A 13,156-nucleotide genomic window follows, 5' to 3' on the forward strand; every position below is an offset into this window, starting at 1 on the left:
ATGCTGCCGCCGGAGGGGGATTATTTTAATTACAAAAGCGGTTGTCAGGGTTGATGGTAGATTTCCAGCCCCTGCTGGCCGCTGGCACCCTGATGGATGATGGCCATTAACGCGCTGACCACTTTAGAGGGGTTGCTGTGTTGATAGACATTACGGCCATACACCATGCCGGATGCACCCTGCGCCATCAGCGCGGCAGACTTTTCCAGCACCGCGCCCAGTTCACCTTTACCGCCGCCGCGCACCAGCGTCGGGCAACGTGCCGCCTCCACAACGCGATGGAAGTCCTCCACCCGCTCGGTGGGGTCGGCCTTGATGATATCGGCACCTAATTCACGCGCCAGACGCACCAGGGGCACCATTTTTTCTACGTCGCCGAGCGAGCCATAGGCGGAGCCCTGGCCGGCCGGAGCCATCACCAGCGGTTCGATCATCAGCGGCATGGCGTAGCGATCGCAGGCATGGCGCAGGCGGCCAATATTCTCGACGCATTGACGGAAAATACCCGGCTCATCGGGGATCAGGTACAGGTTAACCACCACTGCCGCCGCATCCATCTGCAACGCCGCGAGGATCGGTGCTTCCGGGTTATGCAATACCGCCCACATTTCACGATGGCGTGCAGCGTTATAAGCGTTGCCGACGTCGGTACGCATCACTAGTGCCGGTTTATCGCGCTGGGTGGCACGTTGCAATAAATCCGCCTGACCGTAGTTGACCTGAATGGCATCAGGGCGGGCGACGATCAGGCTGTCCATTACCCGTTCGATATCTTCCAGGCCAATTAAAAAATCCGGTTCATTGGCAATCCCGTGATCAATCGCCACGTCGAGGCATTTGCCGTTATTAAACAGCCGGTTCATCCGTACCTTACTGCTGAGCTGCATGTCTGATCCTCCTGAAAATACACGTCCATTCAGTATTGTCGAGTAACGCCGGGGATGAAACAGCGGATCTGCAAACTGCGTGCTCGCTCGCACATTTGGTGAGAAAGCGCAGAGCCATTTTTCATCGCGGCAGGCCCCTTATCGCGGTCTGTCACACTTGAACCACGAGCAGGCTGCTGGCTTTTGCGCCATTTGTTAGATCCGTGTCATGTTTTTGTTACTTGGCCATTCCAAAACGCATGTTTCGCTTGTTTGAGTTAAAAAGTTTCAATAATCTCAATTTTGAAATAAACATTTGATAACGACCTGATAACATAAATCAGTTGGCAAAGGGTTTATTTCAAGATGTTGTTTTTGTTCTATTTTGAGACATTGATCAAAGTTTTACACCGCATCTGAATACGGGAATAAAGCGATAAATCTGCCGTATCAAAGGGATAACACCGAACGGATTGTTGTTTGAATGTAAAAAATATTTTTCATTAGCTGTCAAATCAACAGGCCTCTTCACTCTAACGATTAAAGGGTACAGAACATGAAGCTGAAGAAACTGATCGTCACCTCGGTATTGATGTGCATGTTGCCGGCCAGCGTGTTGGCAAAAGACATCAAAATCGGCGTATCCATGGCTTATTTTGATGACAATTTTCTCACCATCCTACGCCAGTCAATGCAGAACAAAATGAAACAGGACGGCAATGTCAGCGGTCAGTTTGAAGATGCGAAAGGGGATATCGCCCAGCAGATCCAACAGGTCGAGAACTTTGTCAGCCAGGGCGTCGACGCCATCATCCTCAACCCGGTCGATACCCAGGGCGTGAAGCCGATGATCAAACTGGCGGAAAACGCCAAAATCCCACTGGTGTTCGTCAACCGTCGCCCGGAAGTCAAGTTTCCTGAGGGCATGGCCTATGTAGGTTCCGACTCCAAACTGGCCGGGAAGCTGCAGATGGAAGAGTTGGCCAAGCTGATGAACGGCAAGGGCAATGTGATGATCCTGATGGGCGAACTGTCCAATGAAGCGACCCGCGACCGTACCCGCGGCGTGGAAGAGGTGGCGGCCAAGTATCCCGACATCAAAATCCTCGACAAGCAAACTGCCAAGTGGGGCCGTAAAGAGGCCGTCGACATCACCACCGACTGGGTGCTGACCGGCCAGAAGATTGATGCCATTGCCTCCAACAACGACGAAATGGCGATTGGTGCCATCCTGGCGCTGAAGCAGGCGAAGAAAAGCGGGGTATTGGTGGCCGGCGTTGACGGCACACCGGACGCACTGGAGTTCATCAAGAAGGGCGATTTGGCGCTGAGCGTGTTCCAGGATGCCAAGGGGCAGGGGGAAGGTGCGGTGCAAACGGCCATTCAACTGGTGAAAGGCGAGAAGGTGGAAAGCAACGTGCTGATCCCGTACCAACTGATCACCAAGGCCAACTATCAGGAATTTGCCGACAAGAACAGAAAATAAGCGTTAAGGCAGCGCAGTTATATCCCTGCCGCATATACCGGGCAGGGATGCATTGACGAACGGCGGAGGTTATCAGCATGTATCCTTATGTTCTTGAGGCTGAAGGCATCAGTAAGCAGTTTCCCGGCGTGAAGGCGCTGGATAAAGTCTCAATTAAAATCAAACCAGGCAGCGTACACGCACTAATGGGAGAAAACGGCGCGGGTAAATCCACGCTGATGAAATGTTTAATCGGCATTTATCACCCCGATGAAGGCACCATTAAAATAAAAGGCCAGCCGGTGACCTTCAGCGATACGCTGCAGGCGCTGCATTCGGGTATTTCCATGATCCACCAGGAACTCAACCTGGTGCCTTATATGACGGTGGCGGAAAACATCTGGCTGGGCCGTGAGCCGGCAAAGCTGGGCTTTGTCAATCATGACCAATTGAACAAGCAGACTGCCGAATTGCTGGCGCGACTGAACATTAAACTCAAACCAGAGAAACTGGTTGGCGAACTGAGTATCGCCAGCCAGCAAATGGTGGAGATTGCCAAGGCAGTTTCCTACAACGCGGACGTGCTGATCATGGACGAGCCCACGTCGGCGCTCACTGAAAGTGAAGTCGCGCACTTGTTTGCCATCATTCGCGAACTGCGTGATCAGGGCAAAGGCATTATTTATATCAGCCACAAGATGGACGAGATTTTTGCCATTACCGATGAAGTCAGTATTTTCCGCGACGGTACCTTCATCGCCTGCGACAAGACCGAAAACCTGACCAAACAATCGCTGATCACCATGATGGTCGGGCGCGAACTGACCCAGATGTTCCCCAAATTCAACAATAATATCGGCGAGGAAGTGCTGCGTGTCGAAGGACTGCAACGTGCCGACTGGTTCCACGATATTTCGTTCAGCGTCAAACGCGGCGAGATCCTCGGCGTCGCCGGGCTGGTGGGCGCCGGCCGCAGTGAGGTGATGGAAAGCCTGTTCGGCATGCACCCGGCGGACGGCGGCAGCATCATTATTGAGGGCAAGGCGGCAAAGGTCGACTCCCCTTCCAGGGCGATTGAACTCGGGCTGGCGTTCCTGACCGAAGATCGCAAAAAATCCGGACTGTTTTTGGTGCTGTCGGTGGTCGAGAACATGAGCATCGTCAACCTGTCGGAATACATCGGCAAGAATGGTTTTGTCAGCCATGTGCAAATGGCCAAAGACTGCATGGATCAGATCAAAAAGCTCAACATCAAGACCCCGACGATGGATCAAATCATCAATAACCTGAGCGGCGGCAATCAGCAGAAGGTACTGATCGCCCGCTGGCTGCTGGCCCAGCCGAAAATACTGATCCTCGATGAGCCAACGCGCGGCATCGATGTGGGCGCCAAGGCGGAAATCTACCGCCTGATCAGCGAACTGGCGAACCGTGGTGTCGCCATTATTTTGGTGTCATCGGAGTTACCGGAAATCCTTGGCATGAGCGACCGGGTGATGGTGATGCACGGCGGTCGTATTACCGGCATTTTGGATAAAGAAGAAGCGAATCAGGAAAAAATCCTGGCGCTGGCCTCTGAATAACGCAAAGGTGAATCCCCATGAGTAATGTAAAAATCGAGAAGCCACTTACGGGTAAAGCGCCGCTGTTCGCTGGCCTGAGTGGCAAAATGCCGAAAGATACCGGCATCTTCATCGTGATGGTCGGTATTGCGCTGGTGTTTGAAATTCTTGGCTGGTACATCCGCGACCAGTCATTCCTGATGAACCCCAACCGCCTGTTGCTGATTGTGTTGCAGGTGGCGATTATCGGCATCATCGCGGTGGGTGTGACCCAGGTTATTATCACCACCGGTATCGACCTTTCCTCCGGCTCGCTGATTGCCTTAACTGCGGTGGTGGCGGCCAGCCTGGCGCAAACCTCGGACAGCATTTCACCGATGTACCCGGCGTTGCTCGACCTGCCGGCGGCGATCCCTATCGGCGCCGGGATCGGAGTGGGCATTATCTGTGGCTTCATCAACGGCTTCCTGATTACCCGCACCGGTATCCCACCTTTTATCGCCACGCTGGGCATGATGGTGTCGGCTCGCGGTCTGGCGCAGTACTACACCCAGGGTAACCCGGTCAGCTTCCTGTCCGACGGCTTTACCTCTATCGGCCAGGGCGCGATGCCGGTGATCATCTTCCTGGTGGTTGCGGTGATCTTCCATATTGCGCTCAAGCACACCCGTTACGGTAAATACATCTACGCTATCGGCGGCAACATGACGTCGGCCAGGGTATCCGGGATTAACGTCAATAAATACCTGGTGACGGTCTATACCATTGCCGGTGGCCTGGCTGGTCTGGCGGGCGTGGTTCTGGCGGCGCGCGTCAGCAGCGGCCAGTCGAGCATGGGGATGTCTTACGAACTGGACGCCATCGCCGCAGCGGTTATCGGCGGCAGCAGCCTGATGGGCGGCGTTGGGCGCATTACCGGCACGCTGATCGGCGCGGTGATCCTTGGGCTGATTAAAAGCGGCTTCACCTTTATTGGTGTGGACTCCTATATTCAGGACATCATCAAAGGCGTGATCATCGTCGCCGCTGTGTCTATCGACATGCACCGTAACCGTAAAAAACATTGATTGCCGTGAATTTCCGCCGGTGCATTTTGCCCGGCGGTTTTTTTTACCCTGGGGAATCATCATGAAATATTTAAAAAGAATCGTGCTGGTCGCGGCGCTCGGCTGTTCCACTTCGGTGCTGGCGGAAACCATCGGCGTATCGATGGCCTATTTTGACCAAAACTTCCTGACCATCATTCGCCATTCGATCGACAAGGAAGCCAAGGCGCGCGGCATCAGCGTGCAGTTCGAAGACGCACGCGGCGATGTAGGTCGCCAGACCGATCAGGTGCAAAACTTTATCAGCGCCGGGGTGGATGCGATTATTGTCGATCCGGTCAACTCGGCGGGGACGCCTGCCATCACCAAAATGGTGACTAAAGCGGGCATTCCGCTGGTGTATGTGAACCGCACGCCGGGCGACAGCCAACTGCCCCCTGGCGTGGTGTTTGTCGGCTCCGACGAGAAGCAGTCCGGCACCTTGCAGATGGAAGAGCTGGCGCGGCTGGCCAACTATCAGGGCAACGTGGCGGTGATGATCGGTAACCTGACCGATGCCGGTGCGCTGCAACGCACCAAGGATGTGGAACAGGTGGTGGCGAAGTACCCGAAAATGAAGGTGGTACAGAAACAGAGCGCCAACTACTCGCGTAGCGAGGGGATGGATTTGATGATGAATTGGATCACCAACGGTGAGTCTATCGATATCGTCGCCGCCAATAACGACGAAATGGCGATTGGTGCGATCATGGCGCTGCAGCAGGCCGGCAAGCAGGGCAGCAAGGTGCTGGTCGGCGGCATCGACGCCACGCCGGACGGCCTGAAGGCGTTATCTTCCGGCAAGATGCAGGTGACGGTATTCCAGGACGCGGTGGGTCAGGGCAAAGCTTCGGTTGACGTGGCGCAGCGGATGATCAAAGGCGAAAAGCTGGATCCTTACCACTGGATCCCGTTTGAACTGGTGACCCCGGCCAATATGCAAAAGTACGCGGCGAAATAGCCAGGGTTTTCCCGCTTAGTAATGGCGCTGCTTAGGCAGCGCTTTTTTTTGGTTTTTTGTTGTGCCATCGGCTGGCAGGTTTTATGGCTGACTGTGTTTATATACAGTTTCCTGGCGGCAATCATGCCGTTACGAGGAGATGTACCATGACCGATACCTGCATAGATATTGCTGCTCTGGCTCAGCAAACGGCCCCTACCGGCACCCTGATGACGGTGACCGCCTTTGATGCTTCGCGATTAAGTAAACAAATTCGCAGTACGCTGGGGGGCGGGACCTTCGTGTCAATCTCTGCCAGCGGGGTTGCTATTGATGGACATGTCTATGTTTCTCAGCCTGCCAGTTCACCCTATTGCTGGATGCGGGTACTGGATGCGGATTCTGTATTAAATCCGGAGATGTTCGGCGCAGTGGGCGATGGTATTGCTAACGATTACCCGGCGCTTAAAAATCTCTTCCGTTACGCGGGTGCTATCGCTACCGCACAGACACCGCAAAAAATGGTGCTCGAAGGTCGTTATCGTCTGGCGGATATTGATGCCGACACCCCCTTTGCTCCGCTTGATGTACCTGGCTTCAGTATCATTAGTGGCGGTGGACAACTCTATCTGGACAGTGATAAGTCGACGCTGACGATAGTGCAGTTTGTTAATAAAACCGATTTTGTGTTCAGCGGCCTGACAATCAGCCGCAAGGGCAGTGATCCGACACGTCTGTGGTCTAAGCAGGCTACCGCGTTATTTATTGATGGTGGGCAGCGTTTCCGTTTGCACGATCTCGATTTGTTTATGCACACGGATGCCATCAGTATCAGGCAGTCGGAAAGCTTTGAAGTTTATCGCAATAAGTGCCATGAACTGGGTGAAGAGGGCATTGCAGTGCGTGGCAGTCGCCGCTGGGTACTGCGGGACAACGAAATCTATCACCATAATGGTGATGGGATTTTGTTGAAAACCTCTTCAACCCCCAGTTTTGACGGCAAAATCCTCAATAACCGTTTGTACGATGCTATTGGTTCACCAAATACTGCCCAAGGCCACCGTGGTGGTGGGATTACCCTCAACGATGAAAATGGTGGGTCAACGACCTTCTTCCAAAATTTGCTGGTACAGGGTAATTCGCTCACCAACCTCTCCTACGGTATTGCTTTCACCAATATTGAGGACTGGGAGGTGGCGGATAACTTTGTCGACGTTATCGATCGTTTTGGCATTATTGTCGACAGCGAGCTGAGTAATAACCCGCAAAAGAATCCGATCAGGCGTAGTAAATGTGTAGGTAATACGGTGCGCAACACAGTCCAAAACGGCATCAGTTTCACTACGCTGGGTGAGATTAATGTTGAGTCTGCGTTGATAGCCAACAACCAGGTGGATACCTGTGGTACCAGCCCAGCGGCCGAGTACCCTGGCATTTCCGCCACCCGTGCGACCATTACCGGCAACCGGGTATTGAACTGCAAGATCGGGCTTTCCGCGAGTGATTGCGTGACCAGCGGTAACTTTTTCGAGGGTTCTACGTTCACTAGCTCCGGTTCCGGCAGTAATTACATCAAACTAGGCACCGGCGGCAGTTTTGTCGGTAACCGAGTCACGGACACCAATCAGGGCCATATTCGCCTGTCGAACCCCGGTAGCTTTGTGTTTGCCGATAACATTGTGCAACTTAAGTCTTCTTTTGCCGGATTGTATTTTATTGGTACTGACTATGGCCCAAACACAGTTATCGGCAAAAACGTGTTTGATACTGCCTTTGTGCCGGTAACCAAGTTTGAAATTGGTGCCACCAGTATTCGTCGGATCCAGATGGATGCTTGCGCCTATGGTCGCCGGGAATTCCGTTATGACAGCCAAATGCCGACAGACATCGATGCTCGGGCAGGGGACGAGGTATATAACTTTAGGGCTGTGCCGGGGGAGGCGCGTAAATATAGCTGTGTAATAGGGGGGGGTAACCCCGAGTGGGTGAGCGGCGACTTTGTCGATTTAATCGTTAAGTCAACGTCTCAGGATGTAACGCTGGCGCCGGGGGCGAGCCTGGATATTGACGCACAATTGGCGGCGGTGTTGCCGACATTTGTCGCTAACGGGGTTAAGTTCAACCAGAATCCAAAGCGAGTGAAAAGTTCGGTGTGTGTCACTGAGGCCGGTACGGTGACCTTTACGCTGACTAACCCGACGGCAGGTACGATAACCCTGCCAGCGCTACAGTTAACCACGCGTTGCAATAGCGGAACTTAAACTATCAGGCGCTGCATGCAGCGCCATTTTTCCTCCGCCTGGTAAAAAATTATTGCCCTCACAGCGCAGAAAGATGCTGCCGCACAATCTCACGGCCAATCTCCAGCGAGGCGGTTGCCGCCGGGGAGGGCGCGTTGCAAACGTGCAACGAGCGGCGGCCCTTCACAAAATGGAAGTCGTCCACCAGCTTGCCGTCGGCGGTTAGTGCCTGAGCGCGGACGCCGGCCGGGCCGGGCTGAATATCTTCCGGTTGCAGCTCGGGGATCAGTTGGCGCGCATTTTCGGTAAAGCACTGCCGCGACAGGGAACGCCGGACTTCTGCCAATCCTTCTCCCAAATAATTGCCGGCAATTTTCCAGAACCCGCGATAAGCCAGTACCTCGCCCAGATCCCGCAGACTGAAATCACATTTGCGGTAGCCTTCACGTTTGAAGGCCAGCACCGCATTGGGGCCGACGTCGCGCTTGCCGTTATACATGCGAGTAAAATGCACGCCGAGGAACGGAAAGTTCGGGTTGGGCACCGGGTAGACCAGGTGATTCACCAAATAGTTTTTATCGTCGTTCAGTACGTAATATTCCCCACGGAACGGCACGATCTTCATGCCGGTCTGATAGCCGGCCAGGGCGGCGATGCGGTCACTGAACAGACCGGCGCAGTTAACCAACCATTTGGCCTGATACTGCGTGTGCTGCGTGCGAATGCTGACGACATCGCTGCTTTCGCTGATGCCCTCGACCTGCTGTCCGTAATGGATCTCAGCGCCGCGTTGCTCAATAATCTCTGCCAGCTTTGCCGCCACCTGGCTGTAATTGACGATACCGGCGTCCGGCACCAGCAACGCCTCCAGCCCATTGACGTGCGGCTCGCGCTCCCTGAGTTGTGCCTGCGACAAGCGGTTGACGGCCAGCCCATTTTGCAGCCCGCGCTGATAGATATTTTCCAGTAGCGCCAGTTCCTTCAACTGGGTCGCCACAATCACTTTGCCGCACTGGTCGTGGTAGAGGTCGTGTTCGCGGCAAAAGGCGAACATGCTTTGGTTGCCCAGTTTCGCCAGCCGCGCCTTCAGGCTGCCGGGAGCGTAGTAAATACCGGAATGGACTACGTTGCTGTTATGGCCGCTTTGATGCGCCGCCGGGCCACTCTCTTTTTCCAGTATCAGGATGCGCAGCGCCGGGTTGCTCTCCTGCAGTGCATTGGCGATGCCAAGGCCCACCAGACCGGCGCCGATAATGATCACGTCATGCATGGTTATCCTAACTCCTCATGATCCAGGCGGCGCAATTTGCCGCGAACGTTGCTGAGATGATTTTGCATGGCGGCCGTGGCAGCCGCCGGGTCGCGGGCTTTGATGGCCAGAAACACCTGTTCGTGCTCGTCAGTCACCCGCTGGCGTTCGGCCTGCCGCCCCAGATTTTTGCTGAGTGAATACACCAGCACGCCCAGATACAGCTCGTGCATGTTATCGAGAATTTGCACGAAAAACGGGTTGTGCGAGGCCTGCATGATGGCCCGGTGGAACAGGTAATCCTGCCGGTGGCCAATCAGGCCGTCATCAAGAGTACAGCGTTTGAAATCATTAAACGCCTGCTCAATCGCCAGCAAATCCTCGGTGGTGTGGCGTTCGGCGGCCATACAGGCCGCCTGTTGCTCAATCACCTCGCGCATTTCCAGCAATGCCTCCACTTCGTTGGGGGCAGCAATTTCCATTACCAACGGCTGGTATTGGCTAAGCAGTGAGTGTTGTTCCACCCGGTGTCCGCCACCCTGACGCGAAGAGATAATCCCGCTGACTTCAAGTATGCCGAGTGCCTCACGTACCGGCACCCGACTGACGCCAAAGGCTTCCGCCAGCGTGTTTTCCGACGGCAATTTCTCCCCGACCGGAAAGGTGCCATCGTTGATACCGGCTTTTAACTGCGCCAGTACCTGATGCGATGCCTTCTGGCGGGTAACTTTATTGACCATTCAGCGCCCCCTGCGCAGTACTCCGCCTGAAGCGTAATAGATGTACCGTTGCCGCGCTGATGATCAAGGCGGCGCCTGCCAGATCGGTCAGCAGGCCCGGTTTAATCAGCAGGATTGCCGCCAGGGTAAATAACACGCGCTCCAGCCAGTGGGTTTTCATCATCCAGAAATTGGCGCTGGCGATTGACAGGGCATAAATGCCGACCAGCGCGCTGATCACCATATGGATCACCGACAGTGTGTTGAGGTCGTCACCCTGCATCAACAGCATCGGGTTGTAGACCAGAATAAACGGGATGATAAAGCCCGGCAGTGCCAGCCGTACCGCGTCCCAGGAGGTTTGCATCGGATCGGCGCGGGCTATGCTGGCGGCGGTGTAGCTGGCCAACGCGACCGGCGGGGTGATGTTGGACAGGGCACCGAACCAGAACACGAAGAAGTGTGCCGCCAGTGGCATCACGCCGGCCTTGATCAGAATCGGTGAAACGGTGACGGCCACCACGATATACAGCGCGGTCGAGGGCAGGCCCATGCTCAGCACGATACACACCAGCATCACCACCAGCAGGATCATCCACAGGGTGTTGTTGGTCATGGCGACAATATTGAAGGCCAGCGTTGAGCCAATGCCGGTCATGGTCACCACGCAGATGATCACCCCGATGGCGGCGCAGGCTACCGTGACCTGGATAGAACCGCGTGCGGCTTCATTCAGTGCCTCGGCGATTTTCTTCGGCGTCATGCGCACCGAAGTATCTGGGGCTAACCAACTGGCGACGATGATCGAAATAATGCCGAGGAACCCGGCGTAGATCGGCGTTTTACCCAGCAGCAGGGTACCGATAACAATGATCAGCGGCAGCAACAGCAGCCCACGCGCTTTTAGCACCGCCTTCACTTTGGGGATGTTTTCTTTGCTGATGCCTTTCAGACCCTGTTTTTTGGCCTCCAGATCGATGGCGATAATCAGCGCCGCGTAATACAGCAGGGCCGGGATAATGGCGGCCATCACGATGGTGGTGTAAGAAATGCCAAGGAAACCGGCCATGATAAAGGCTGCCGCACCCATAATCGGCGGCATGATCATCCCGCCGGTGGAGGCAGTGGCTTCGACCGCACCGGCAAAGCGTGCCGACAGGCCGATACTTTTCATCAGCGGAATGGTAAAGGTGCCGGTGGTGGCAACGTTGGCCACCGCACTGCCGCTCAGGGAGCCGGTCAGCGCCGAAGAGATCACCGCGACCTGCGCCGGGCCACCACGACGGCGACCGGCGATAGCCAGTGCCAGATCGTTAAACAGCGCGGTGGCGCCGCTGACGCTGAGAAATGCGCCAAACAGGATAAACACCACGATGGCGGTGGACGCGGTGGAAAGAGTGATGCCGAAGATCCCTTCGCTGGTCATAAACAGCCGGTACAGCAGGCGCTCGAACGAAAAGCCGCCGTGGCCGAAGATACCCATAAAGTATTGCCCGAACAGGGCATAAACCATCGCGAAGGTCGCCAGACCGGGAATGAAATAACCGGTGGTGCGGCGTGCGGCCTCAAACAGCACGCCGATGCCAATCACCGCCATCACGTAGTCGGTGGTATTGGGAATGCTCTTGCGCACCACGTGCAGGTCCAGATAGCTGGCGTAGAAATAGCCGTAGCTGACCAGCGTCAGGATGATAAACAGGTAGTCCCAGCGGTTGAACTTGCTGGTGGCGTAACGGCGTGAAAATGGAAATAAAATAAAGCCCAGGATCAAGATACCGCTGAGGAAGGTGGTATTACGATAAAACTCCTGAGTATTCGACAGCGCGTTGGCGTAAATGGCATAGACGGAAATCGCGATCGCCAGCACGGTGGCCAACTGTAAATAAATGCCGCTCAATGGGCGACTACCGGCTCCGGCTTCCTTATCCAGATCGACGGCAGCTTGCGGTGACAGGTTATTGGTACTCATACGGCCTCCTTAGCGCTTGGCGGTCAGCGTTGCCGCTTCCGGTGGGATCAGATAATCGGGCACGTTGACGCCGGCCTCCAGATAATACTTGTAGGCGCCGATGTGCAGCGGCACCGAAACGCCTTTCAGCGCGTTCTCCAGGGAGATGTATTTGGCGGCACTGTGTACCTGATGCACTTCCGGCAGGTTTTCAAACATCGTTTTGGTCAGGTCATACACCAGTTTTTCATCCAGGTTATTGAGCGCCACCAGAATATTGGGTTGGGCGATGGTGGCGACCGCTTTGCTCTGCCGTGGATAGGTGTCGGCCTTGATATCAAAACGGAACCAGGAGTTGGCAATGGCGTTGATACTGGCCAGTTGTTCATCGGTGACATCGAGAATGCGAGAGGGTATGCCGCTGGCATACATATCGGTAACTGCCGCTGCCGGCACCCCGGCGGGCAAGGCACCGCCGTCGAGCCGACCGTCGCGCATGGCGGAAACGGTATCGCCGTAGCCCAGGTATTCCGCCGTCAGTGATTTCTTGCTCAGGTTAACCCCCTGCAAAATAATCAGCGTCGACTGTTCGGTGCCGCTGGCCTGCGGCCCCACCGAGAAGCGGGTACCGGCGATATCGTTCAGCGTGCCGTCTTTCACCTTATTTTCCAGCATCACAAAGTGCTCTACGTTGGGCCACAACATGGAGATCGAACGCAGGTGGCTGTAGGCACGGCCTTCAAAATTACGGACGCCTTCATAGGCTTCGACGGCGATCAGGCTTTGCAGGATCGCCAGTTGCGCCTCGTTCTTTTGCAGCAGGTCGATATTTTCGATCGATCCGGCGGACGATTGCCCACTGACCTGGATACCCTCTTGTTTCAGCCGGTTGCTCCAGACGTTAGCCAGTCCAACGCCCATCGGGTAGTAGGTTCCGCCGGTGGAGGCGGTAGCCACCGAGAGGAAAGTTTTGTTGGCATTTTCCACCTTACCGGCGATGGCTAATGCAACGACAGCAACCATTGCAGCTACAGCAAGTAACAGTTTGATTTTTCTATTTTTCATTATTTTCACCAAAGGTT

Annotated in this window: 10 protein-coding genes; 5 read left to right on the forward strand and 5 right to left on the reverse strand. The window is 55.0% G+C overall.

Features of this window, described 5'->3' with window-relative positions; translation table 11 throughout:
• Positions 1–44: 44 nt before the first annotated feature.
• On the reverse strand, positions 45–887 hold the full coding sequence (locus E5C26_RS09880) for a class I fructose-bisphosphate aldolase (RefSeq protein WP_135316133.1): 843 nt from the start codon (positions 885–887) through the stop codon (positions 45–47).
• Between the two features lie 535 nt (positions 888–1,422).
• Here E5C26_RS09880 and E5C26_RS09885 point away from each other — a divergent pair.
• The 5 genes from E5C26_RS09885 (at position 1,423) to E5C26_RS09905 (ending at position 8,179) form a co-directional block, all read left to right on the forward strand.
• Entirely contained in the window at positions 1,423–2,352 is a 930-nt protein-coding gene (locus tag E5C26_RS09885; RefSeq protein WP_135316134.1) for a sugar ABC transporter substrate-binding protein, read from the forward strand.
• 77 nt (positions 2,353–2,429) lie between these two features.
• Positions 2,430–3,914 carry a sugar ABC transporter ATP-binding protein gene (locus E5C26_RS09890; RefSeq protein ID WP_135316135.1) on the forward strand — a complete coding sequence of 495 codons (1,485 nt, stop codon included), beginning with the start codon at positions 2,430–2,432 and terminating at the stop codon, positions 3,912–3,914.
• Between the two features lie 17 nt (positions 3,915–3,931).
• Positions 3,932–4,960, forward strand: a complete 1,029-nt coding sequence (locus tag E5C26_RS09895) for an ABC transporter permease (RefSeq protein WP_135316136.1) — start codon at positions 3,932–3,934, stop codon at positions 4,958–4,960.
• A 61-nt stretch (positions 4,961–5,021) separates the two neighbouring features.
• Complete coding sequence (locus tag E5C26_RS09900; protein WP_135316137.1) at positions 5,022–5,939, forward strand: sugar ABC transporter substrate-binding protein; 918 nt, start codon at positions 5,022–5,024, stop codon at positions 5,937–5,939.
• A 146-nt stretch (positions 5,940–6,085) separates the two neighbouring features.
• The gene (locus E5C26_RS09905; RefSeq protein ID WP_135316138.1) at positions 6,086–8,179 is read left to right on the forward strand and encodes a right-handed parallel beta-helix repeat-containing protein; all 2,094 of its coding nucleotides are present in this window, start codon (positions 6,086–6,088) and stop codon (positions 8,177–8,179) included.
• 58 nt (positions 8,180–8,237) lie between these two features.
• On the opposite strand, the gene lhgO is transcribed toward E5C26_RS09905, so the two are convergent.
• Genes lhgO through E5C26_RS09925 form a run of 4 tightly spaced genes read right to left on the reverse strand, consistent with a single transcriptional unit; the run spans position 8,238 to position 13,139 of the window.
• Complete coding sequence (gene lhgO / locus E5C26_RS09910; RefSeq protein ID WP_135316139.1) at positions 8,238–9,428, reverse strand: L-2-hydroxyglutarate oxidase; 1,191 nt, start codon at positions 9,426–9,428, stop codon at positions 8,238–8,240.
• Positions 9,429–9,430: 2 nt separating this feature from the next.
• Positions 9,431–10,147: a FadR/GntR family transcriptional regulator gene (locus E5C26_RS09915; protein WP_135316140.1), complete on the reverse strand. Its 717-nt coding sequence runs from the start codon at positions 10,145–10,147 to the stop codon at positions 9,431–9,433.
• Positions 10,137–12,095, reverse strand: a complete 1,959-nt coding sequence (locus tag E5C26_RS09920) for a TRAP transporter permease (RefSeq protein WP_135316141.1) — start codon at positions 12,093–12,095, stop codon at positions 10,137–10,139. Before E5C26_RS09920 ends, E5C26_RS09915 begins: the two co-directional genes overlap by 11 nt.
• Positions 12,096–12,104: 9 nt before the next feature.
• The gene (locus E5C26_RS09925; protein WP_135316142.1) at positions 12,105–13,139 is read right to left on the reverse strand and encodes a TAXI family TRAP transporter solute-binding subunit; all 1,035 of its coding nucleotides are present in this window, start codon (positions 13,137–13,139) and stop codon (positions 12,105–12,107) included.
• Between the last annotated feature and the right edge of the window lie 17 nt (positions 13,140–13,156).

Origin of the sequence: Serratia proteamaculans (assembly GCF_004684015.1) — a bacterium.
GTDB lineage: Bacteria > Pseudomonadota > Gammaproteobacteria > Enterobacterales > Enterobacteriaceae > Serratia > Serratia proteamaculans_F.

Bases quoted from the DNA above. Each gene is read 5' to 3' on its own strand.
- E5C26_RS09880 (WP_135316133.1), bottom strand. From the start codon at position 887: ATGCAGCTCAGCAGTAAGGTACGGATGAACCGGCTGTTTAATAACGGC.
- E5C26_RS09885 (WP_135316134.1), top strand. From the start codon at position 1,423: ATGAAGCTGAAGAAACTGATCGTCACCTCGGTATTGATGTGCATGTTG.
- E5C26_RS09890 (WP_135316135.1), top strand. From the start codon at position 2,430: ATGTATCCTTATGTTCTTGAGGCTGAAGGCATCAGTAAGCAGTTTCCC.
- E5C26_RS09895 (WP_135316136.1), top strand. From the start codon at position 3,932: ATGAGTAATGTAAAAATCGAGAAGCCACTTACGGGTAAAGCGCCGCTG.
- E5C26_RS09900 (WP_135316137.1), top strand. From the start codon at position 5,022: ATGAAATATTTAAAAAGAATCGTGCTGGTCGCGGCGCTCGGCTGTTCC.
- E5C26_RS09905 (WP_135316138.1), top strand. From the start codon at position 6,086: ATGACCGATACCTGCATAGATATTGCTGCTCTGGCTCAGCAAACGGCC.
- lhgO (WP_135316139.1), bottom strand. From the start codon at position 9,428: ATGCATGACGTGATCATTATCGGCGCCGGTCTGGTGGGCCTTGGCATC.
- E5C26_RS09915 (WP_135316140.1), bottom strand. From the start codon at position 10,147: ATGGTCAATAAAGTTACCCGCCAGAAGGCATCGCATCAGGTACTGGCG.
- E5C26_RS09920 (WP_135316141.1), bottom strand. From the start codon at position 12,095: ATGAGTACCAATAACCTGTCACCGCAAGCTGCCGTCGATCTGGATAAG.
- E5C26_RS09925 (WP_135316142.1), bottom strand. From the start codon at position 13,139: ATGAAAAATAGAAAAATCAAACTGTTACTTGCTGTAGCTGCAATGGTT.